10 protein-coding genes are annotated in these 22,858 nt (G+C 72.9%); 5 read left to right on the top strand and 5 right to left on the bottom strand.

Features of this window, described 5'->3' with window-relative positions; translation table 11 throughout:
• Positions 1-69: 69 nt before the first annotated feature.
• From ACGFIK_RS13545 to ACGFIK_RS13565, 5 genes are all read right to left on the bottom strand, one after another.
• The gene (locus tag ACGFIK_RS13545; protein WP_327026328.1) at positions 70-1,125 is read right to left on the bottom strand and encodes a carboxymuconolactone decarboxylase family protein; all 1,056 of its coding nucleotides are present in this window, start codon (positions 1,123-1,125) and stop codon (positions 70-72) included.
• Entirely contained in the window at positions 1,122-2,777 is a 1,656-nt protein-coding gene (locus ACGFIK_RS13550; protein ID WP_327026329.1) for a GMC family oxidoreductase, read from the bottom strand. The genes ACGFIK_RS13545 and ACGFIK_RS13550 overlap by 4 nt, the downstream gene beginning before the upstream one ends.
• Positions 2,774-3,304, bottom strand: a complete 531-nt coding sequence (locus tag ACGFIK_RS13555) for a DUF5987 family protein (protein WP_327027143.1) — start codon at positions 3,302-3,304, stop codon at positions 2,774-2,776. The genes ACGFIK_RS13550 and ACGFIK_RS13555 overlap by 4 nt, the downstream gene beginning before the upstream one ends.
• A 328-nt stretch (positions 3,305-3,632) precedes the next feature.
• The gene (locus ACGFIK_RS13560; RefSeq protein WP_393339445.1) at positions 3,633-5,117 is read right to left on the bottom strand and encodes a polyketide synthase dehydratase domain-containing protein; all 1,485 of its coding nucleotides are present in this window, start codon (positions 5,115-5,117) and stop codon (positions 3,633-3,635) included.
• A gap of 35 nt (positions 5,118-5,152) precedes the next feature.
• Positions 5,153-6,100, bottom strand: a complete 948-nt coding sequence (locus ACGFIK_RS13565) for a DUF1702 family protein (protein WP_393339448.1) — start codon at positions 6,098-6,100, stop codon at positions 5,153-5,155.
• Between the two features lie 444 nt (positions 6,101-6,544).
• Between ACGFIK_RS13565 and ACGFIK_RS13570 the strand changes: the two genes are divergently transcribed.
• The 5 genes from ACGFIK_RS13570 to ACGFIK_RS13590 all read left to right on the top strand — a co-directional run bounded on the left by ACGFIK_RS13570 (position 6,545) and on the right by ACGFIK_RS13590 (position 22,857).
• The gene (locus ACGFIK_RS13570; RefSeq protein ID WP_327026332.1) at positions 6,545-7,348 is read left to right on the top strand and encodes a TIGR03084 family metal-binding protein; all 804 of its coding nucleotides are present in this window, start codon (positions 6,545-6,547) and stop codon (positions 7,346-7,348) included.
• 458 nt (positions 7,349-7,806) lie between these two features.
• Entirely contained in the window at positions 7,807-8,550 is a 744-nt protein-coding gene (locus ACGFIK_RS13575; protein ID WP_327026333.1) for an AraC family transcriptional regulator, read from the top strand.
• A 508-nt stretch (positions 8,551-9,058) separates the two neighbouring features.
• Positions 9,059-10,489 carry an MFS transporter gene (locus ACGFIK_RS13580; protein ID WP_327026334.1) on the top strand — a complete coding sequence of 477 codons (1,431 nt, stop codon included), beginning with the start codon at positions 9,059-9,061 and terminating at the stop codon, positions 10,487-10,489.
• A 30-nt stretch (positions 10,490-10,519) separates the two neighbouring features.
• On the top strand, positions 10,520-11,035 hold the full coding sequence (locus ACGFIK_RS13585) for a helix-turn-helix domain-containing protein (protein ID WP_327026335.1): 516 nt from the start codon (positions 10,520-10,522) through the stop codon (positions 11,033-11,035).
• A 62-nt stretch (positions 11,036-11,097) separates the two neighbouring features.
• A complete protein-coding gene (locus tag ACGFIK_RS13590) occupies positions 11,098-22,857 on the top strand; it encodes a non-ribosomal peptide synthetase (protein ID WP_327026336.1) in 11,760 nt (3,919 codons plus the stop codon).
• Position 22,858 lies beyond the last annotated feature (1 nt).

Consider the following 22,858-nt stretch of genomic DNA (forward strand, 5'->3'; position numbering starts at 1 on the left):
GCGGCTGCCTCCCGGCTCGGCGGCTCCCCGGCTCGGCGGCGGTCCGTCGAAGCCGGGGAGTCGTGCCGATCAGCTCGGCGGTGCGTTCGGGTCCAGGGGGACCCAGGCCGCCGCCACCCGGGCCGCGGCCATGCTGGCCCAGGCGGTCAACTCGATCAGGGCCCGGTCGTCGGCTCCGGTGGCCCGTACCTCGGCCACCACCTGGTCGTCGACCTGGTAGGAGGCGAAGGCGGTGAGCAGCGCCAGCCGCCCCGCCGCCCGGTCGCCGCCGGGCAGATCACCCATGGCCTCGCCGACCCAGGCGCGACTGATCCCGGCCGGCCGTCCGTCCCAGCCCGCCAGCCGGGCGGTGACCAGTTCCCGCACCGAGGTGGGCACCGACCGCTGCCCGGCGGCCTCGATGGCCGCGCTGCTCCGGGCCAGTGCGTCGGCCAGCACGGGGTGGCCGCTGCTCCAGGCAAGGTCCGCCGGCAGTGCCGCGGCCGGCAGCAGGTCCCGGGTGGCACCGGGCGGACGGTCGCCGCGGGTACCCCGGGCCATCAGCTTGCCGAAGACCCGGCGTACTCCGCCGCGCATGACCGAGGGCAGGCCGGGCGGCAGGGGCGACGGTTCCAGGAAGACGTTCACCATCCGGTTGAGGTAGTGGAAGACCAGCGCCACCCCGAGAAGTTCCACGGCCTGGTCGGCGGCGACCGGCGGCCGGGTGTGGCCGGCCTGGGTCCGGTCGGTGCCCGCCCGGGCCCACTGGCTCACCCGGTCCCGAAGGGCGGCACCGGCCGGGTCGGCAGCGGCGGGCAGCAGGCCGGCCATGGTGGCCCCGTGCACCTCCACGCAGTACGGGCAGGAGTTCTCCGCCGAGACGGCGACCGCCACGGCCTCCCGGGTGGCCCGATCCACCCGGCCGGAGGCGACCAGGGTCTCGCGCAGCACGACCCAGCAGGCGGCCAGCACCTGCGGGGCGGGCGAGTGCAGGCTCACCGGCGGGGCGAGCATGCCGAAGTCCCGTTCCACCTGCCCGTACACCACCGCGGTGAGGCCCTCGGCGCGTTCGATGGGCACCGGGGTGACCCGGCGTACGTGTCCCCGGGAGGGACGCCGGGCCACCCTGGCGTACAGGCCACTCACCGTTGCACGGTGCCGCGTACCAGCGGCAGCACGGCGGCACGGCCACTGGTGGCCCCGTCCGGGGCCGGCGCCCCGTAGCGGACCGGGACCCCGCGTTCCCGCGCCGCCGCGACGATGCCGGGCACCGCCCGCTCGGCCAGCGCGGCGATGGTCATCGCCGGGTTCACGGTCAGACCGGCCGGCACGGCGGAGCCGTCGGTGACGAAGATGCCGGGATGGTCGCGCAGCTCGTGCCGGTCGTCCAGGGCGGAGGTGTCCGGGTTGTCACCGATGCGGCAGGAGGCCAGCGGATGCACCGTGTACGCCCCGACCACGTCGTTGGTCCACGGCATCACCCGGGACAGCCCGTCGCGTTCCAGGATGTCGCGTACCTCCGCGTCGGACAGCGCCCAGCCCCGCAGGGTGTTCTCGGTGGGCTGGTAGCGCAGCGATCCCCGGGCCAGCATCTGCTGGGACAGCCGCACGGCGTTGCCGCTGGGCGGAAGGGCACCGAACTCACCCTCGTTGTCGTCCTCGCTCATGGTGAAGACCGTCAGCCAGGACTGCCAGGTGCGCAACAGTTCCTTCTTCTCCGCCCCGAACCAGGTGGGGCCGACCGCGTCCGGCACCTGGGCCAGGATGGTGCCGAAGCCGGGTGGGAAGTACAGCTGCTCCAGCGAGTACCGCTCGTACTCCGGCAGGGATCCGTCCAGCTTGTCCCAGTTGGCCACGCAGGGGCCCTTGCCGATCTGGTACGCCTCGTAGGGCACCCCGTCGGGCCGGCTGAGGCCGAGCACCTCGCGGATGCGGCCCTCGTCGAAGATGGCGGTGTTGAGTCGCTCGCCGTTGCCGGAGAAGTACCGACCGACGGCGTGCGGCATGGGGCCGAGGGTCGGCTCGGAACGCTTGAGGATCACCGGGGTGGCGCCGGCCCCGGCGGCGATCACCACGATCTTCGCGTCGATGGTGCCGCTGTCCACCTCGACCCGGTAGTCGACCTCGTCCAGCACGGTGTAGTGCACCCGGTAGCCACCGTCGTCGGTACGGGAGAGGTGCTGCACCTCGTGCAGCGGACGGATCTGGGCGCCGTGGGCCAGGGCGGCCGGCAGATAGTTGAGCAGCAGGGAGCGTTTGGCGTCGAACCGGCAGCCGGCCATCATCCAGTTGCAGTTGGTGCACTTGGCCTGGTCCAACGCCACCGGCACCGGGTTGGCGGTCCGTCCGGCGTGGTCACAGGCCGCGCCGAACAGGCCACCGGAGAACGGCACGGTGTCCCAGCCGGTCTGGGTTACCGGCAGGGCCTCGGCCACCCGGTCGTACCAGGGCTCCAGGGTGTCCCGGGAGATCGTGCCCGGCCACATCCGGTGACCGAACCGGCCCTGCCGGTCGAAGACGAACCGGGGGGCGCGGGGCATCGCGGCGAAGTAGACGACACTGCCGCCGCCCACGCAGTTGCCGCTGAGCACGCTCATTCCGTCGCCGATGACGAAGTCGAAGACCCGGGTCGAGGAGGAGCCGAACTTGAAGTCGTGTTCGAACTCCTCCCCGGACAGCCACGGCCCGCGCTCCAGCACGACCACCCGTGCGCCTCCTGCGGCCAGGTGGTACGCGGTGATCGCACCGCCGAAGCCGCTACCGATCACCAGGACGTCGGTGCTCTCGGAACTCGTCATGCGGGGCTCCCGGAGGGGGTGGTGTCGGGGTGCGGCCGGGCCAGTTGGCGGCCGTAGCTGTAGGTGTCGAACCGCCACAGCCCGTCCGGGCCGGGCCGACGGAAGCCGATGATGTTCAGTCCCACATGGCCGGCGGCCAGCGCCTCCTCGGTGTGCGAGTGCGCGGCGGCGTCGAAGGCGATGACGCTGAACATGGCCAGACCGGTCCAGGCCTCCCGCTCCGGGTGGGTGGGGTCGGTCAGGCGCTGCACCAACCGGATCCGGTCGGGGTAGTCGAGCGAGACGAACGCCGGGACCGTGGGGTCCAGGTCCAGGCCGGTCTCGGCGGCGTACTCCTGGGCGTGCTCGTCGAGTCTGTCGGCCAGGGTGTCCAGCGCCGGAGCCATGCCGCCCTCCTCGGAGCGCAGGGTCAGCAGTGCGCCGGCGGCGACCGCCCCGCCGTCGGGCGAGACACCGGCCACGGCCCGATCCCCCGGCCACCGTTTCTGGCCCGGCAGAATCGTGTCGGCGTACGCCTCCAGCACCATTGTCCGTCGCTGGTTGCTTTCCATTGCCGGGGGCACGGGCATCACCTCTGAGGCTCAACTCGAACTGACAGAAAAACGCAGGGCACGAATCGGCGACCAGGCAATTCAAGTCACCACCGGAGACGCTGGCGCCCTCCGTCACATTCATCCAGCCCGGCGTACCCCAATGGTCTACGTCGATCGACCGGTCAGCATCTCGCCTGATGCTGTCCGCAGTTGTTCCTGACGACGCGGGGGGCACGCGCACAGGTTTCCGGTGGTCCCGGCGGCCGGTGCCGGTCGTTCGGACCGTGACCGGTGCGGCCACTCTCCGTCGCCGGCCGGCGGTTCATCGGGGGGTCGCCACCGCCACCACCAGGTCCTCCGGCCCGCCACGCAGTGTCGTGGCACAGGTCGCCACCTGCCAACTGCCGGCGGTGAGCAGCAGCCAGCCGTCCGGGGTGGCCCGGTCGTAGGTCAACGGGGTGAAGGCGGTGGCCCCGGCCTTGTGCAGCGCTTCCAGGGCCGACCAGACCCGGGTACCCGCCCGGTGCGGCGACTCCCCGGTCTGGGCGACGATCAGCTCGGCCGAGGCCAGGTGCGCGCCGAGCGACCGACGCCACTCGGCGGGGTCGCGTCGCAGGACCGGTTCCAGGTCGCAGCCGACCGGGGTGCGGGCCGCCACCGCGAAGGTGTGCCCGGCGCCGTGGGCGGTCGAGATCCACCAGCCGCCGCCCACTTCGGGGCGACCGTCGCGGCGGTGGTGCAGGGTCGGGTCCGCACCGAGCAGCCGGGACACGGCCAGGGCGGTGTGCTGCCGACGCCACTTCCACCGCAGGCCCGGCTCCAGCACGACGCCCACGTCGCACCCGGTCAGCTCGGCCAGCCTGCGGCTCAGGTACGGCCCGAGCAGCTGCGCCGGCCACGGACCGGGTCTGCCGGGCAGCGGTCGCAGCCGAAGCCCGGTCCACCGCTCCACGATCCGTCCGCCGGCCCGGATCTCCAGGTCGTAGCGGTGCACCTGGTCCTGCCGGCCGCGGTGGGTCGCGTGCAGGGTCACCTGCTCGTAGGGGCCGACCCCGGCCAGCCAGATCCGGTCGACTCCGGACGGTCGCAGCATCATGTCCGGTGCCCACGGATGCAGGGCACGGAGGAAGGCGGCCCGTACGCCGGGGTCACCGAGCACCAACGGACCTGCCACGGCGGCGACGGACTCCGTCGCACCCGTACCGGTCAGTTCCAGCACGCAGCCCGAGGTGGTGATCTCGCGGTAGCGCAGCCGACGATCCGAGCGCCCGGGTTCGACGAAGAAGGTGCGGGGCGGCCGGTCCGGCACCCCGACCCGCAGGGGCGCCACCGGCGGGTCGTTCGGCATCGGCGGGGCGGCTGCCGGGACTGGATCGGCGGAGGTCCGGGCAGCCGATCGGCCGGGGTGGCGCAGTCGGGCGTGTCCGTAGGTCACCTGGCGGCCCCGGTGTTCGCCGCGCAACACGACCACGGTGGTGTCGGTCCCCGGCTCGGCCGAGACGATCAGTCGTAACCGCACCCCGTCCTCGCCGACCACCAGCGGGGTACCGAACTCGACCGTCTCGAACACCGGTGGACCCCGGTGTCCGGTGAGGGCCACCCAGCCCTGCGCCAGGGCCTCCAACACGTGCGCGGCCGGCAGCAGCGGAGCGCCCGGGTCGGTCGGTTCATCGAGGACGGGCACCTCTGCGGGGCTGAGGGTGGTCGTGGTGACCAGCAGCCGACCGGGCTCGTGGATCAGCACCGCGCGGGTGAGGCGTTCGGCGAACGCCGGGCCCCGGGGCGTCGGGCCGGGTGTGGTGGCCATGCCCGGTACCGCGTCCACTCTCGTCGTCCGCGGCCTCAGGCGAAGTGCGCCTGGATCCGCCGTCGCCACATCTCGTAGGCCGGCTCGGTGCCGTCCGGCGGAAGGTCCTCGCGGGCCCGATCGGTGACCGCCGCCGCCTCCTCCGGACTGCATCCGCAGAAGATCTCGGTGGCCAGGGGGGTGTGCTCGGTGACCAGTCCGGCGCGCAGTCGCGCCTGCGCACCGAAGGTGGAGCCCTGGGCCAACTGCGGGCGGTACCGGCCGGCGTGGACGGCCAGCTTCTTCAGGTCGTCGGGATCGGCACCCCCGGCGTAGGTGGCGGCCAGCCCCATGCCGCTCCACAGGTCGGCGTGCCGGGCGGAGTCGAAGCGGCCGATGATGTTCGCGGCGACATCGGGATCGGCTCCGGCGACGAACCAACTGGCCCGGCCGATGCCCTGGTCGAGGGCGCGCCGCGGGTAGTCACCGGGCGTCTCGGGCGGCCACGGCACCGGGGAGACCGCCTGTCGGCGGACGAACCGGTCGGTTTCGAAGTAGGCCCGGTAGAAGCCCAGGCCGTCGAGGACCAGCCAGCGCAGCAACGGGTCCGGCGCCGCCACGGCCCGCCAGCGCCACCGGGGAAGTTTGGCGTACGCCCAGCCGATCCCGACGTAGGCCATGTAGACGTGGGGCGAGCCGGCGCCGGTCAGGAACCGGGCGGTACGCCGTCCGCCGGTCACCCCGTCCAGGACGGCGTATCCCATGGCGGCCCCTTCGTAGGCGAAGCCACGGAACTGCCGATCGATCAGGTTCAGCCGGCCGATGTCGGTCTCGTCCCGGGCCTCGACGGCAGCCCGGAAGCCGGTGAGGAAGCTGGCGCCCACGGCCTCCAGCCGCTGCCGGCCGGGCTCGTCCTTGACGTGGAATCCCCGCCTGCTCATCGTCGTCTCGGCGATGTCCGGCGTCATCAGCTGTGCGCGAAGGCTACGCCACAGACCTGCCATGAGCTTCTCCCCAGGGAAGACGGACGCCGGTCGCGTCAGGGTCTCGTGCGGTGTCTGGTAGACGAACCGAGGCTATGGGCAGCGGTGGACGACCACCTACTCCCTGGTTGCTCTGCGTCACTCCATGATCACGGGCCGCGCTCGCCGGCTGGCTGCGAGTCGACCCCCACGAGTCGCCATCATCACCACCAGCAGCCGCCTGACCGCACAAAGAAAGAAGAAAGACGGTTGCGGACTGGGGCACACTCGGAAAGTCCATTCCACTTGATCACACCAAGGCGAAGCGTCGCCAGTAAGGAAATTCGGCTGGCACCCACCGCGTCCGAACAGGTCACCACACCTACTCAAGGGTAGTGATGTGCGCCAATATGTGGGGAAATCGATACTCGCCGAAAATTCCGGGTAACGGGTCGCCGACCAACCATTTCAGGAAGAGGTATCGACGTGTCACAGACACCAGACGTGATCAACGATCTCACTGCGGAGAGTGAGGCGCTCGACGCCATCGTGGCCAAGCTGAGCGACGACCAGTGGGACATCGGGACTCCGGCCGCGGGCTGGACGATCCGGCACCAGATCGCCCACCTGGCCGCCACCTTCCGGCTGGCTGGGCTGGCCGCCGCGCAGCCGGCCGCCTTCCAGCAGGTGACCTCCCGGCTCAGCGACGACTTCGACGCCAACGTGGCGGCCGCGATGGCCGACTTCGTCGTCGAACCACCCGCGGTCCTGCTGTCGCGCTGGCGGGCCGAGCGGGCCATCGCGGAGAAGGCCCTGGCTGCGGTACCGGCCGGACAACCGGTGCCCTGGCTGGTGCGGCCACTGCCGGCACCAGTGCTGGCCGCGGCCGGCATGATGGAGGTCTTCGCGCACGGCCGCGACGTCGCGGACGCCCTCGGCATCCGACCGACTCCCACGGACCGACTCGGCCACCTGGTCGGTTTCGCCGTTCGGACCTGGGACTTCGGGTACCTGGCCCGGGGCCTGACACCCCCCGAGGTGGAGTTCCGCTTCGAGATCACCGCCCCGTCGGGCACGGTGTGGGCGTTCGGCCCGCCGGAGGCCGAACAGCGGATCACCGGCCCCGCCGAGGACTTCTGCCTGCTCGTCACGCGCCGCCGGCACCGGCAGGACCTGGCAGTACGGGCCGTCGGCGGCGATGCCGAGCACTGGCTGGACATCGCTCAGGCGTATCGAGGGCCGGCCGGGCCGGGCCGCAGCCCGGGGCAGTTCTCCAGCACCCGGGGCTGACCCCGCCGGGTCGGCGAGTACCACCTGCGACGAGGTCGGGTATCCGGCTGACACGTCGAGCCCACCCGCCGGAATGACGGATCGCCCCATTTGCCAACTTTTCTGCGGGTGGGTATCCGACGAATCGGCCGACCCGATCCCGGGGGTCGATCCCAAATGTTGCTGTCGCCGCATTGGAGCCAAGCGTCCGTTTTTCGGACCCGCCCGGGGTCAGCCTGGACCCAGCATTGACCTGCATGATCCGTAGTTGATTAACTACTCCCCGCCAGATATCATAACCCTGAGTCACCAAACAGCTCCGCTCCGCCAACAGCCGATACTTTCTCCCGCAATTAAAACCCGGGTTAACAAAACCCCTTTCTCGCTAGACGGCGTATCGCCACACGCCCACCTCTGCCGTATCAGTCCTCAGCCCACAAAACGTCGCCACAAGCGCAGCCATCGGATTGGGGGATGCGATGGAAGACAGTATCCAGCGTGCCGTCGGTCGGGTAATCGAAGCCATCCGGGAGGATCTGGCAGAACCGCACACCGTGGACGGCATGGCTCGCACAGCCATGTTCAGCAAGTTCCACTTCACCCGAATCTTCCAACGTGTCACCGGCATCTCCCCAGGCCGCTTCCTCATGGTCATGCGGCTGCACCGGGCTAAACAGTTGCTGTTGTCGACATCCATGAGCGTCACCGAGATAACCCACGAGGTCGGCTACGCCAGTGTGGGCACCTTCAGCTCCCGGTTCAGCAGCAGTGTCGGGGTCTCCCCCAGCACCTACCGCAGGCTGCGTGGGGTGACACCGCAGGTGCCCGTCGACCACCGAACCGTGGCCCAGCCACCGGTCCCGGCGATCCAGGGCGTGGTCCACCCACCCGCCTCCGAGCAGACCAAGGACCGGTTGACCTTCATCGGGCTCTTCCGTGACCCCGTCCCGCTCGGCCGTCCCGTGCGGTGCACCGTGCTCGAACGACCCGGCCCCTACCGACTGGACAGCCCACCTCCCGGGCAGTGGTACGTGCTGGCCTGCTCCCGGGTGCGTGGCCGCCAGGACTACTGGGAGGCCGACTGGACGGACGAGGACGCCCTGATCGGCGTACACGGGCCACTGACCATCAGCCGCCGACCCAGCGCCATCGAGGCCGACCTCCAGCTGCGCCGGATGACCTCCCTGGACCCGCCGATCCTGCTGGCCCTCCCCCAGCCCTGAGCCCGGCGGCCGGCACCCGACCGACCCCGACCTCACCCCCACCCGGCCCGCCGGATCAGCCCGGTGGGCCGGTCGGTGCCGCCCCGCGCAGATCCCGATCGGCACCCCACCCCACATGCCACATTCGGAGAAACCGCGCCCGTCCCAGGCATCACACCATCGAGGTCTCGGCACCCGATCGCCCCCTTGAACTGCACTCGGCGCCCCGCTGCCGCCCATCGGGCGGGAAACCCGCTCGGCAGGTGTGGCGCCACCCGGGAGAACCGGGCGAGCACAGGGTCGTGCCGAAAAGGCACTGCTGCTATCTTCATTTGCCCACGTAAGTTTCAAAACCGGACCGACGGGGCTGTGGGCCGTCCGCACGCGCGGCGCCCGGGCCACCCAGACACGACCGGGTTATCCGGGTCCGTCGTCGTAACCATGGCCACCGTGGTCGTTGAGAGCTGACGGCACGTTGAGGTGCTTCACCGGCAACCAGCGTCCACGACACGGGGAACCAAGGGGCTGGATGGTGGACAACTTAAGCGCAGCGTCGGCGTCGGCAACCCCTCTCGGCGGACGGCAACGGCTGGCCCTCGGCGCCCTCGGCGCGTCCTTCCTGATGGCGGCGCTGGACAGCACCATCATCTATCCCGCCATCCCGAGCATCGCGCAGGCACTGCGACTGTCCACAGCGAGCACGCACTGGCTGATGTCCGCCTTCCTGATCACCTTCGGCGGGGTACTGCTGCTCAGCAGTCGGCTGGCCGAACTCTTCGGTCGGCGTCGGCTGTTCACCACCGGGCTGGCGATGGTGACCGCCGCCTCCCTGCTGTCGGCGACGGCCTGGACCGGGGAAGTGCTCGTCAGCGCACGCATCGTGCAGGGTGTCGGTGCGGCCCTGGTCGCCACGACCGCCCTGCCACTGCTGGCCATGGCCCTCGGCCCCGGTCCGGCCCGGTCCCGGGCACTCGGCTTCTGGACCCTCATCGGCGCCTTCGGCGGCACCGCCGGGCTGCTGCTCGGCGGGCTGCTCACCGACAGTTTCGGGTGGCGATGGGTGTTCCTGCTCAACGTGCCCATCGGGATCGTCGCCGTACTGCTGGTCCCGATCCTGCCGAAGGACCGGTGCGGCCGCTCCGGACATCCGCTGGAGGTGGCCAGCGCCACCTGCCTGATCAGCGCCCTGGCCCTGATCGGCTGGACGATCATCGCCGCGCTCGGACCTGGCGGCCTCACCGGCGGTGTTCTCCTGCGGCTCACCGGGGCGTCGGTGCTGCTGCTGCTCGGCCTGGCCCTCGAGGCGCGCACCGGGCGCCGCCTGATCCGACCCGGACCGCTGCTGTCCGGCAACCGGGTGGGCAGCCTGGGGGTGCTGTTCATCGCCGGCACGGTGATCGAAGGGGTGCTGCTGCTGATCACCCTGTACGGGCAGGAGGTGTTGGGGCTCTCGGCCACCAGGTTCGGTGCCCTGATGACGGCCCTGACCCTGTCCTCGGTCATCGGCTCGTACCTCGGTCAGGCGGTCGTGTTGCGGCACGGGCTGCGGCTGGTGGCCCTGGCGGGCCTGTCCCTGACCGGAGCCGGCCTGCTGGCCCTGGCCATGGTCGACAGTCCGCTGTCCACGGTCTACCTGCTCAGTGTGCTGCCCCTGGTCGGCGTCGGTGCCGGCGCGGCCTTCGTCGCCGCACAGATCGGGGTGACCCTGGATGCCACCGAGGCCGACTCCGCCGCGGCCTCGGGCCTGTCCGACGCCTCGTTCAGCATGGGTGGAGCGCTCGGACTGGCCGCCGTGTCGGCCGTACTCGTCGCCCAGCAGTCCCTCTCGCAGCTGCCGGCACCGGTGGGCGCCGGCCTGCCCACGGCCTTCGCGGTGGCCGCCGGACTCACCGTGGCCGGTCTGGTGGCCGCGCTGCTGCTGGGGCAGCGGAGTGCGCCCGTGGTCGGGCAGGGAGGGTAGCGGTGGATCACGCGCCTCTACGATGACCCAATGGCGCCTCGCGGGTACGGACAGGACTGCTCGATCGCACGGGCTCTGGAGGTGGTCGGCGAGCGCTGGACCCTGCTCATCGTGCGCAACGCGATGGTGAGTGACTGCCGCTTCGAGTCCCTGCTAGACAGCCTCGGCATAGCCCGCAACGTCCTCGCTCAACGACTCAGCACCCTGGTCGAGGCCGGCATCCTGGAACGGATCCCCTACCGGGACCGGCCGGTGCGGCACGAGTACCGCCTCACCGGGCGGGGGCGTGAGCTGGCCCCCGTGCTGGCCGCGTTGATGCAGTGGGGAGAGCGGAACTGCCCCGGCGCCCAACCCTCGCCCGACCGGGCCCTGGTGCACACCCGCTGCGACCATCCGGTGGAACTGGTCCTGCTCTGCCGGTCCTGCGACGAGTCGGTCCCGACCAGCGAGTTGGTGTCCGACCCGGGCGGGCCGGCCACCGGCGACCCGCCGGCCGACAATCGACCGCTGAAGGCTATGGCGGCCACCGGTCCCGATACTCACTGACCCCGAGGGCCACCCACACCTCCGGCTCCGGGCCCAAGATCTCTACCACCTACCATCCTGCTGTGTCGACTGCCATCGGGCCAGGTGCCCACCGGGGCCTGCTGGGTGTCCTCCTCGACGCCGCCGACCGGGCCCCGGAGCAGGTCATCGTGCATGTCCGGGAGGACGGCACGGAGCGTACGGTCAGTTTCGGCCAGTTGCGCGACGAGTCGCTGCGGGTGGCCGGCGGCTTCCGAGCCGCCGGGGTCTCCCCCGGCACTCCCGCCCTCCTGCTAGCCGACGCCGGCGACGATTTCCAGCCGATGTTCTGGGGTGCCCTGGCCGCCGGGCTGGTGCCGGTGCCCCTGCCCCCCGAGACCCACCGGGTACGCGCCGTACGGCAACTGCTCGCCGACGCCGTGGTGGTGACCGACCCCGCCACCGCAGCGGTGGCCGAGGGCCTGGCCGGGCCGGTGCTGCGCCTGGCCGACCTGCGCACCGGCACCCCGATCGAGGAACTGCCCACCCCCGCCGGGGAGGAGGTGGCCTTCCTCCAGTTCTCCTCCGGCAGCACCGGTGCCCCCCGGGGGGTGGAGCTGACCCACGACAACGTCCTGGCCAACCTGGAACAGGCCAGGCTGGCCAGCCAGGCCGGCCCGGACGATGTCCTGGTCAGCTGGATGCCGTACTTCCACGACATGGGGTTGATCGGCACCCACCTCACCCCGCTGGCCGTCGGCCTCAAGCAGGTACGCATCCCTCCGCTGGCCTTCGCCAAACGCCCGGCGCTGTGGTTCACCACCGCCCACCGGCACCGGGCCACCCTGCTGTCCGCGGCGAACTTCGCGTTGGCCCTGGCGGTCCGCCGGGTGCCGGCGGAAACCCTGGCCGGTCTCGATCTGAGTGCGGTGCGCTGCGTGGTGGTGGGGGCGGAACCGATCTCACCCAGGGTATGGCGGTCCTTCCTGGCCCACACCCAAGCCACCGGGCTGAACCCCGCCGCCCTGCGACCGGTGTACGGGCTGGCCGAGGCGACCCTGGCGGTCACCTTCCCCCCGCCCGGCGAGGTGGCCCAACCGCAGGTGCTCGACCGGGCCGAGTTGAGCCGGGGGGTGGCGGTGCCCACCCGGCCCGGCCCGCACGCGGTGGAGCTGATGGACCTGGGCCACCCGGTGACCGGGTGCGCGGTACGCGTCGTCGACGAAGGCGGTCGACCCCTGCCGGAACAGCGGGTCGGCCAGATCGAGGTACGCGGCCCGAACGTGGCCCGGGGCTACCACCGCGATCCGCAGGCCACCCGGGACACCTTCGTCGACGGCTGGCTGCGTACCGGCGATCTGGGTTTTATGCGCCAGGGGCGGCTCTGCGTCACCGGCCGGGCCAAGGACGTGGTGTTCGTCAACGGCCGCACCTTCCACGCCGCGGACCTGGAGTCCGTGGCGGTGGCCACCCCCGGCCTGCCCGGCGAGGTGGCCGTGGTGGTCGGGACGACCGACCCGGACTCCGGTGGGGAACGAATCGTGGTGTTCGTGCCCTGGGCCCGCCCACCGGCCGAGGCGGCTGCGGTGCTGGCCGCGGTGCGGGCCCGGGTGGCGGAGGCCTGCGGTCACGACGAGGTCCGGGTGCTGCCGCTGCCGCCCGGCGCCTTCGCCCGGACCACCAGCGGGAAGCTGCGCCGACGCCGGATGCGCGACCGGTACCTGGCCGGCGACTTCGCCGACCGGGAACGACGCTGGTGCACCCCGGTCGCCGAGGGCCCGGAGGTGGTGGCCGGGCCGGTCCTGTCCGCCGGGCGGTCCGGGCCGCAGTTGGAGGCCCTGGTGCGCGAGGTCTGGGCCCGGGTGCTGGGCCGTCCGCCCGCCACGATCGGCCCGCACGACCGGTTCCTGGCCATCGGCGGGTCCTCCCTCAAGGCCATGGAGGTGCTAGCCGGGCTGGAGGACGCCCTGGGTACCCGGCTGAACCCGGCGGACCTGCGGGACTGCCCCACGGTGGCCACCCTCGCCGACCGGCTGGCCGAGGCACCGCAGCCGCGCCCGACCGAGGCGACCGCCGAGGCCCCGACGCAGGGCCCGACGCCGGTGGCGGTAATCGGCATGGCCTGCCGGTTTCCCGACGCGGACACCCTTGAGCGGTTCTGGCAGCAGTTGGTCGAGGGCGTGGACACCGTCGAGGTGGTCCCGGCGCACCGGTGGGCCTCCTCGGAGGGAACCACCCGGTGGGGTTCCTTCCTGGACGATCCGATGCTCTTCGACGCCGGGTTCTTCGGTCTGACCGATCAGGAGGCCCGGCTCACCGATCCGCACGCCCGACTGTTCCTGGAGATCGGGCACGAGGCCCTGGAGCGTGCCGGGTACGCCGGGCCCCGCCGGCACCGGCACCGCATCGGGGTCTTCGCGGCCGTCGGGGAGAGTGCCTACCCGCAGCTGCTGGCGGCCGATGGGCAGGCCGGTGGGGCGGGCGCCCTGGTCGGGAATCTGCGCAACCTGATACCGGCCCGCTTGGCGCAGACCCTGGACCTGACCGGGCCGGCGATCGCGGTCGACACGGCCTGTTCCTCGGCATTGGTGGCCCTGCACCTGGCCGCCCGCAGCCTGGCAGAGGGCGAATGCGACATCGCCGTGGTCGGCGGGGTGAACCTGAACCTCGCCGAGACCGGGTACCGGCTGCTGGACGCCGCCGAAGCCCTCTCCCCCACCGGACGGTGCCGCGCCTTCGCCGCCGAGGCGGACGGTTTCGTCCCCGGTGAGGGCGGGGCCGCCCTGGTGCTGCGTCGCCTAAACGACGCGCAGATCGACGGGGACGAGGTGCTGGCCGTGGTCGCCGGGACCGCTATCGGCAACGACGGGCGGGCGTTGAGCATCCTCGCGCCTAACCCGCACCGGCAGTGGGAGGTGATCGCGCGGGCGTACCGGGAGGCCGGTGTGGACCCGGGCCAGGTGTCGTACGTGGAGGCCCACGGCACCGGCACCGAACTCGGTGACCCGGTCGAGGTACGGTCCCTGGCGGCGGCCTACCCACCGCCGGCCGATCAGGTGCCGCGCGGGCTGGGTTCGGTGAAGACGAACCTCGGTCACCTGCTCAACTCGGCCGGTTTCCCGGCCCTGCTGAAGGTGGTGCTGGCGCTGCGGCACCGGTACCTGCCGCCCACCCTGCACCACACCCGACCCAGCCCTCGCTGCGACCTGGCCGCCGCCGGTTTCGAGGTGGTCACCCAGGGACGGCCCTGGACCGCACCGGGCCCCCTGGTCGCCGGGGTGAACAGCTTCGGTTTCGGCGGGACGAACGCTCACGCGATCCTGCGCGAACCCCCAGCCACCGTGCCCGGCGGGCCGGGCGGGTCCGGCGGGCCGGAGATCGGCCTGGCCACCCTGAGCGCGCATTCGGTGCCGGCGCTTCGGCAGGCGGCTCGGGACCTCGCCGCCCATCTGCGGGCCCATCCCCACCTGGCCGAGGCGGATGTCTGCGCCAGCTCCGGCACCGCCCGCGACGACGCCGCGTACCGGGTGACGGTCGTCGCCGACGGTGAGTTGGCCGCCCGGCTGGACCGGGCCGCCGAGTTGCTGGATGAGCACCGCGAGCCGGTGGGCCGACGACCCCGGACGGCGTTCGTCTTCCCCGACGGCCCGCCGACCCCGGCGGCGGTACGCGATCTGCACGACCGACTGCCGGCCTTCCGTGACCGGCTGACCGAGGTCGCCGCCCCGACCGTACAGGGCCGACCACTGCTGACCTGGTGTCTGACCGGCTCCGCCGATCCGCAGGTCGCCCGGCAGGTGGCGGTGGCGGTCGGGCTCGCCCTGGTCGGTCAGCTCACCGACTGGGGCGTACGGCCGGACCGGCTGTTCGGTGTCGGCGTCGGTGACCTGGCGGCGGCGGCAGGCCGAGGTGAGCTGGACCCGGCCGAGGCGATTCGCCGCGCCGCCAACGCGACCCCATCGACCGAGCCGGAGCTGCGCATCGCGCTGAAGCAGCTGTGCGCCGACGGGTACGACACCTTCGTCGACCTGGGCGCTTCGGGCCGGCTGCGCGCCGTGTCGCCACACGTCGGGGTCAACCCGGCACGGGTGTTGACCGTCCTGGACGGGCCGCAGGCCACCGAGGCTGTGCTGGCGGCGGTAGGACAGCTGTGGGCCCTCGGTGGCCCGTTGGACCGGGCCGCTCTGCACGCCGGCCGGCGGCGGGTGCCGGTGCCGACATACCCGTTCCAACGACGGTCTCATCCGCCATCGCCGCTGCTACCCCTGCACCGGGTCACCTGGCGGGAGACGCCGTCGGCCACCGGCGGGCCGGGAGCCGTGGTCGGCCGCGACCTGCCGGGCCGGGTGCGGTTGCGCGGCCCGGGTGCCGGCGGTGACCTGGCCGCCCGACTCGCCACGGCACTGCGCGAACGCAGCGTCAGGGTCCAGGTCACACCGCAGACCGACGACGATACGCCGCCGGAGCTGACCGTGCTGCTCGCCGGCGACGCGGTCGACCTGGCGGAGGTGGCCGACCTCGATCGCGCCGTGGCCGACCAGGTAAGCGCGGTGCGTGCCCTGCTCGACGAGCCGGACGACCGGCTGGGGCGGCTACTCGTGGTCACCGAGGACGTCCAGGTCACCGGGCACCACGAGCGTCCCCGCCCGGTGCAGGCGGTGCTGGGCGGACTGTGCGCGGCGCTGGCCGACGAGCGACCGGGCCTGCGGGCCCGGATGGTCGACCTGTCCAGCGTGGACGACCTGGCCGTCCGGGTGGAGGCGGTGTGCCGGGAGTTGTCCGATCTGCACCTGGCCGAGGCCACGGCGCACCCCGCCGACCAGTTGACCGGGCTGGCCTGGCGGGCCGGACGCCGACTCGAACGGCACCTGGTGCCGGTGTCGACCCCGGTTTCGCAGCCGGGTACGGCACCGTCCGATGACGTGCACGTGATCCTCGGCGGTGGTGGCGGGCTCGGCGCCGAGTTGGCCCGTACCCTGGCCCGTCGGAGACGACCCACCCTGCTGCTGGCCGGGCGGTCGGCCCAGGCCCCGGCCGGTCTGCTCGACGAGTTGGCCGCGGCCGGTGCCACCGCTACCTACCAGCGGTGCGACGTGACCGTGCCGGCCGATGTCGACGCCCTGCTCGCCAGGCTGCCCCGGGTGGGGACCGTCTGGCACGCCGCCGGCACGGTCCGGGTCGGCACCCTGGCGGCGAAGTCGATCCCGGACATCCTGGCGGTGCTGGCACCCAAGGTACGCGGCAGCTACCTGGTGGAGGAGTCGCTGCGCCGGCAGGGTCACCACCGGGCGGCGCTCGTCGGTTTCTCCTCGGTCAGCGCGGTGCTGCCCGGCCTGGCCGCCGCGATCGGCGACTACGCGGCGGCCAACGCCTTCCTCGACGCCTTCGCCGCCGCCCATCGGGCGACCGGCCGCCCCTTCCAGGCGGTCGGCCTCGCCGCCGTCAGCGACACGGGGATGGCTGCCCGAGGTAGCGCTCGCCACGACCTCCCCGGCTCGCTGACCGCGCGGGCCGCGCTGGACGCCTTGCTGGCTGCCCGGGAGGTCGACGCCGCCCACCTGATCGTCGCGGACCGGCGAGCGTCGACCGCGCACTCGGCGGCCGTCGCCCGACGGGGTCAACACGTCGATGGCCGCGTGCAGGCACACGGCGACCGGTCCGCCGGTCCGGCTGCCCAGCCGGTCGAGCCCGGGACCGCCGAGATCGCCAAGGCGGGCGAGGTTTCGGCCAACAGGTCGGCACGTCATCAGCATTCGGATGTCGAGGAACTGGCGCGACTGCTGCGCCGACTGCTCGCTGAGCCCCTGCACCGCCCCGGCGACCAGATCGCCGACGACGACTCGTTCCTCGCCCTCGGACTGGACTCCCTGGCCGCAGTCGACCTGGTCAAGCGACTGGAGGACGAACTCGGGCGGCAACTGCCGGTCACCTTATTCTTCGAGTACACCACGGTCGCCACCTTGGCCGCCGCGCTGGCGGAACCCGACCCGGGACGACCCCCGGCCCACCCGGCCGCACCGTCGCCGGAGGTGGCGCGCCCGGCGGCGGGCGAGGGATCACCGGCCGGTTCGGTCGCCGAGGGGGAGCCGTTCGCCCTCACTGCGGTGCAGCGGGCCTGGTTCGTCAACGAGAAACTGCACCCGAGCATGGCCGGGTACGCCTTCGTCCGGCAGACCGTCACAGGGCCACTGGAGGCGAGGCTGCTCGACCGGGCCCTGACCGGCCTCGTCGCCCGGCATCCGATGCTGCGGGTGCGCCTCCTCGCCGACGTCACCGCCCCCCGGCAGGTGATCGTGCCCCCGGCCGCCGCCGCGATCAGCCTGGACGTACGGCCCCTGACCGGTGAGCTGACCGCACTGGAGGAGCAGCTCTGCAACACGCCGGTGGATCTGACCCGGCAACCGCCGCTGCGGGCGGTGCTGGCCCAGGAACGATCCGACCGCTCGCACCTGATCCTGGTGCTGCACCACGCCGCCGCCGACGGGTTCAGTCTCCACCTGCTCAGCGAACAACTCTGGGCGGACTACGGCCAACTGGTGACGGGACGCATCCCCACGGTGCCGCCGGCCATCGGCAGTTTCGCCGCCTTCGCCGCTGCCCTCACCCCGCCACGCAAGACGGATCTGGCGTACTGGCGTCGGAGGTTCGACGATCCGGGGTGGACGCTGCGGCTGCCGTACGACGGCGACCCGGGGGGCCTGCCCGCCCCGCCCTGCGTCACCCACACCGACGAACTGGACCCCGCGCTCGTGGCGCGGCTGCGCGAGCGGGCCGCCGACGCCGGTGTCTCCCTGTTCCACCTGCTGCTCGCCGGGTATCTGCGGTGCCTGGCTAGGTGGAGCGGGCAGCGCCGGGTGCCGGTCAACGTGGCGCGGGCCGGCCGGGACGCCCGGATGTCCGGCATCGAACGGCTCGTCGGGCCGTTCGCCGACACCCTGCCGCTGCTGGTCGAGGTGGACCCGTCCGAGTCGGCCGCCCGGCTGGCCGACCGTCTCCGACAGTCCTGGACCGAGGCACAGCGGCACGGCTCGGTGTCCAGCCTGGACCTGGCCCGGCTGCTACCGACGACCGACAGCGGCCCGCGCACCGCCAGCCCGGCCGGGTTCAGCTTCGCCCGGTTCCCGGTCGACACCGATCCCGACTGCCCGGTGACGGTCACCCCGACGGCGGCCGGCTCCGGCTCCGCCGCCACCGGGCTCAGCCTGCTGTGGTGGGAGTCGGGGACGACACTGCGGCTGTCCTGGAACTTCCCGCTGCGGTTGTTCCGACGGCAGACGGTGGCCCGGCTCGCCGCCGAGCACCACCAGGAACTCGTCGACCTCGCCACCGGGCGGCAGCCCGGCGATCAGGATCGCCGCGTACGACCGGAGCCCGCCGCCATGGACGTCAGCGCCCGGATTCGGGCGGTGTGCCGGCGTACCCCGGACGCTCCGGCGGTCACCGACGGTCGGCGTACGGTGACCTACCGGGAACTGGACCAGGCCGCCGACCGGGTGGCGGCGCTGCTGCTCGCCCACGAGGTACGCCCCGGCGAACACGTAGGGCTGCTCACCGCCCCCGGCCCGAATTCGATCATCGGGGTGGTCGGGATCCTGCGCGCGGCAGCGGCCTGGGTGCCGCTGGACGCCGCCCATCCCCCGGCCCGGCTGGACGGACAACTGCACCGCGCCCGCGTCCGGGTGGTGCTGCACGACGACGACTGCGCGACCACGGCCGCCCGACTCGACGGCACGGCGGTCCGACTCGACGGCACGATGACCCGGCTGGACGTCCCGGCGGTTCCGCTGGACGGCCCGACGGTCCGGCCCGGGGATCCGACGGCCGGGCCGGACGACACCGCGTACGTGATCTTCACGTCGGGCTCGACGGGACGGCCGAAGGGGGTGCCGATCACCCACCGGTCGATGACGAACTACCTCGACTGGGCCATCGACACCTTCGGCTACCGCGCCGGTGACCGGCTGGCCCAGACCTCGTCGATCTGTTTCGACGCCTCGGTCCGGCAGATCCTGGCACCACTGCTGGTCGGGGCCACGGTGGTCACCTTCGCCCGATCGGAACTGCGCGACCCGCAGGTGCTGCTGTCCCGGTTGGAGCGGGACCGGCTCACCGTGTGGAGTTCGGTGCCCACCCTCTGGGAACGGCTGCTGCGGGCCGCCGAGGACCGCACCACCCGCGAGGGGGTACGGCCGGATCTCAGTGCCCTGCGGTGGGTCCACGTCGGCGGGGAGGAGTTGTCGCCGGTGCCGGTACGCCGGTGGTTCGACCTGTTCGGTGACGGCTGCCGGATCACCAACCTGTACGGCCCCACCGAGACGACGATCAACGCCACCTGGCATCTGATCGACAACCGCCCCGACGAGGCGGTACGCCGACTGCCGATCGGTCGGCCCGTCGGCGGGGCCCGGATCCGCGTGGTCGACCCGGACGGCAACCCCTGCCCACCCGGGACGGCCGGCGAGCTGCTGATCGGCGGCGTCGGCGTCACCACCGGCTACCTCGATGAGCCCGCGCTGACCGTCACCGCCTTCACCCGGCTCGACGGCGAACGGTACTACCGCAGCGGCGACCGGGTTCGCGCCATCGCCGACGGCACCCTGGAGTTCCTCGGTCGGCTCGACGACCAGGTGAAGATCCACGGGCACCGGCTGGAGCCCGGTGAGATCGAGGCGGTGCTGCGTACCCATCCGGCGGTGACCGCCGCGACCGTGCTGCACCAGGCCGAACCCCATCCACGGCTGCATGCCTTTGTCGCCACCAGACCGGGAACCGAGCCGACGGTGGCCCAGTTGCGTGAGTATCTCGCCGCCCGGCTGCCGGAGCCAGTGGTCCCGGCGCGCATCCATCTGCTCGACACGCTTCCGTTTACTCCCACCGGAAAGGTCGACCGGGACCGGCTGCGTGCACTCGGCGGCTTCGCACCCGCCGCCGGCCCGAAGCGACTCCCGGCACCCGCCGCTCCGGAGCGGCTTGCGGCACCCGCCGGTCCGGACGCCGCTGGCGGCGGACACACCGCAACCGAGGCGAGGCTGGCCCGGATCTGGGGTGAGCTGCTCGACCTGCCGACGATAGCGCCCGACGACGACTTCTTCGCCCTCGGCGGCGACTCCATCCTTGCCCTGGAGGTCTTCGCCCGCGTCCAACAACAGTTCCCGGCCGCACCGAGCCCGACCGTCATCTACCAGCACCGAACCCTGCGGGCTCTCGCCGCCGAGATCGACGCCACCGCTGCCCCGCGCCGTACCACCGACGGCACGGGCCGCACCACCGCAGCCATGGGCCGGGTCAGCGGCCCGGCGGACCGGCCCTACCCGGTGACGGCCACCCAGCGCGGTTTCCTGCTCGCCGACGCCATCGCACCGGGCGACGGCACCGCCTGGCTGGCCCGGCTACGACTGCGCGGCCGGCTCCGTCGCGACGTCCTCCAGCGCGCCGTCGACCTGCTGGTGGCCCGGCACCCGATGCTGCGTACCGTCTTTCCCACCGGGGCCCGTCCCCCGGTCCAGCAGGAGCTTCCCACCTCGCTACGGCTGCCGGTCGGCTACCGGGCGGTCGCCGGCCCCGCCGAGGTGGGCACCCTGGTCGCCGAGGAGCGCGGCCGTCGCTTCGAGCCGTGGGCCTGGCCGCTGCTGCGACTGCAGTTGCTGGGGCTCGCCCCCGACGACCACATCCTGCTGGTGCACGCCCACCACCTGATCGGTGACGGCTACAGCGCGGCCCTGCTCGGCCAGGAACTGCTGACGGTCTACCGCCGGCTGGTGGCCGATCAGCCCGACGGACTGCCTCCGCTGCGCACCCACTTCCGCGACTACGTCGATCTGCTGGCCGAGCGGGCCGCCGGCCCACCCGACCCGGAGGCCCACGGCTGGTGGCGCGGACGCTTCGGCACCCCGTACCGGCCGCCGGTGCTACCCGCCCCCGGCAGCGCGCCCGACCCGGGCGGTACCTCCGAGCCGGTCTGCGGCTTCACCCTGGACGGGACCGTGGTCGCCGGGCTGCGCCGGCTGGCCGCCTCGGCGGCGACCACCCTGTACGCCCCGGTGCTGACCGCGTACCACCGGGCGGTGGCCCGGTTCACCGGACAGGACGACCTGGTCATCGGCCTGGCGCTGACCGGTCGGGATCATCCGCTGCCGGACCTGCACCGGATCTTCGGCCCGTGCGCGGCGATGCTGCCGCTGCGGCTGGAGGGCTCGGCCGGCTTCGCCGAACAGCTCGCCCACATCGGGGCCGAGGTCGCTACTGCCCGCCGGTACGACGATCCGCCGTCGATCGCGGCGGCCGTGCCCACCGGCCCGGGCGGCACCCCCATCGGAGCGCAGTTCTTCTTCAGCTTCCTGGACTTCTCCGCCCGCACCCCGCTACCGGCCGCCGCAGCGAATACGGCATCACGCGAGGTCGTCGATGCACCGTCGCCGACGGTACTCGACACCCCGCCCCCCGTGCCGAGCGATGCCGATCGGCTCAGCCTCGACTGGGACGCCGACAGTGAACTGGCGCCACCGCCCCTCGGGACCGACCTGTTCCTGACCGCGCGCCCCGAGCGGGACGGGCTCCGGGTCACCCTGCGCGGCTGTCCCGCCACAGTCACCCCGGCCGAGCTGCGCCGGCTCGCCGACTGGCTCCGCGCCGACCTGACCGCCGCCGCCGAGCACACCGACCCGGCCCGTGGGGACCAGCCGGCCACGCCGGCCGTGGTCACCGGTGACGCCGCCGTCGTGCCGGCGACGACGGCCGTTCCCGGCCGACCGACCAGGCTGGCCGCGGCCATCGTCGGCTACCTGCCGCCGCCGGCCCAGCTCGCCGCGATCGCCGGGCTGCCCGCCGGCAGCCTGCCCCGGGCCCAGCTACGCGAACTGCTCTTTCCCGGTGGCCGGCCGCGTCTGCTGGAGCAGTTGACCACGCCGCTGGGCGTCTCCGGCTTCGTCTGCCTGCCCCGGTTCGCCGACGAGCTGACCGCCGCCGGGGACGCCCTCGCCGACGAGACCGCCGAGGCGGTGGACCTGGCCGCCCGCCTCGGCGCCCACTGCGTGTCGCTGGCCGGGATGATTCCCGCCCGCACCGGCTACGGCCTGGGGGTGCTGCGCCGTACCCGCAGCGGGGTGGCGGTGACCACCGGCCATGCCGTCACCGTCGTCTCCGTCGTCCGCACGGTGCAGGCCGCGCTGGCCGCCACCGGGCGCAGCCTCGCCGGCCGCGACCTAGCCGTGGTCGGTCTCGGTTCGATCGGGTTCTCCGCGCTGCGGCTGTTGCTCACCCGGGCCGACCAGCCGCCCGCCCGACTCGTGCTCTGCGACGTTCCCGCCGCCGCGCCCCGACTGGGCGAGCACGCCGCGCGACTGCGGGCGGACGGCTTCGCCGGCACCATCGAGGTGTGCCCGTCGGCACCGGGAATCGCCCCGGCCGGCTACACGGCAGACGTGATCATCGCGGCGACGAGCGCGGCCAGCGCACCGATCGAGGTCGACCGGCTGGCACCCGGCACCATCGTGGTGGACGACTCCTTCCCGCCCGCACTGGACACCGGAAAGGCCCTGACCCGGATGCGCCGCGACCACGACATCCTGGTGGTCGGCGGTGGGCTCCTGGGCGTCGGCGAGACCGAACGCGACATACCCGGGGACCTGCCGCCGGTGCCGGTCGACGGCAACGTGCTCGGGCTGCCCGGGACGATCGCCTCCTGCCGGTTGGAATCGCTACTGTGGTCGACCGCTGCGGACCTGCCGCTGGTGCACGGCCTGGTGGACGACGCGACCGCAGCGGCGTACGCGCGGGCGCTCACCGAGGCCGGCATCGACGCCGCGCCCCTGCACCTGCTGCACCACCCGATCGGGCCGGAGTTGCTCGGGAGGTTCGGCCGCTAGT

Origin of the sequence: Micromonospora sp. NPDC048871, assembly GCF_043198155.1 — a bacterium.
In the GTDB taxonomy this organism is placed as follows: domain Bacteria; phylum Actinomycetota; class Actinomycetes; order Mycobacteriales; family Micromonosporaceae; genus Micromonospora.

Bases quoted from the DNA above. Each gene is read 5' to 3' on its own strand.
- ACGFIK_RS13565 (WP_393339448.1), bottom strand. From the start codon at position 6,100: ATGGCAGGTCTGTGGCGTAGCCTTCGCGCACAGCTGATGACGCCGGAC.
- ACGFIK_RS13560 (WP_393339445.1), bottom strand. From the start codon at position 5,117: ATGGCCACCACACCCGGCCCGACGCCCCGGGGCCCGGCGTTCGCCGAA.
- ACGFIK_RS13585 (WP_327026335.1), top strand. From the start codon at position 10,520: ATGGCGCCTCGCGGGTACGGACAGGACTGCTCGATCGCACGGGCTCTG.
- ACGFIK_RS13575 (WP_327026333.1), top strand. From the start codon at position 7,807: ATGGAAGACAGTATCCAGCGTGCCGTCGGTCGGGTAATCGAAGCCATC.
- ACGFIK_RS13555 (WP_327027143.1), bottom strand. From the start codon at position 3,304: ATGGTGCTGGAGGCGTACGCCGACACGATTCTGCCGGGCCAGAAACGG.
- ACGFIK_RS13550 (WP_327026329.1), bottom strand. From the start codon at position 2,777: ATGACGAGTTCCGAGAGCACCGACGTCCTGGTGATCGGTAGCGGCTTC.
- ACGFIK_RS13580 (WP_327026334.1), top strand. From the start codon at position 9,059: ATGGTGGACAACTTAAGCGCAGCGTCGGCGTCGGCAACCCCTCTCGGC.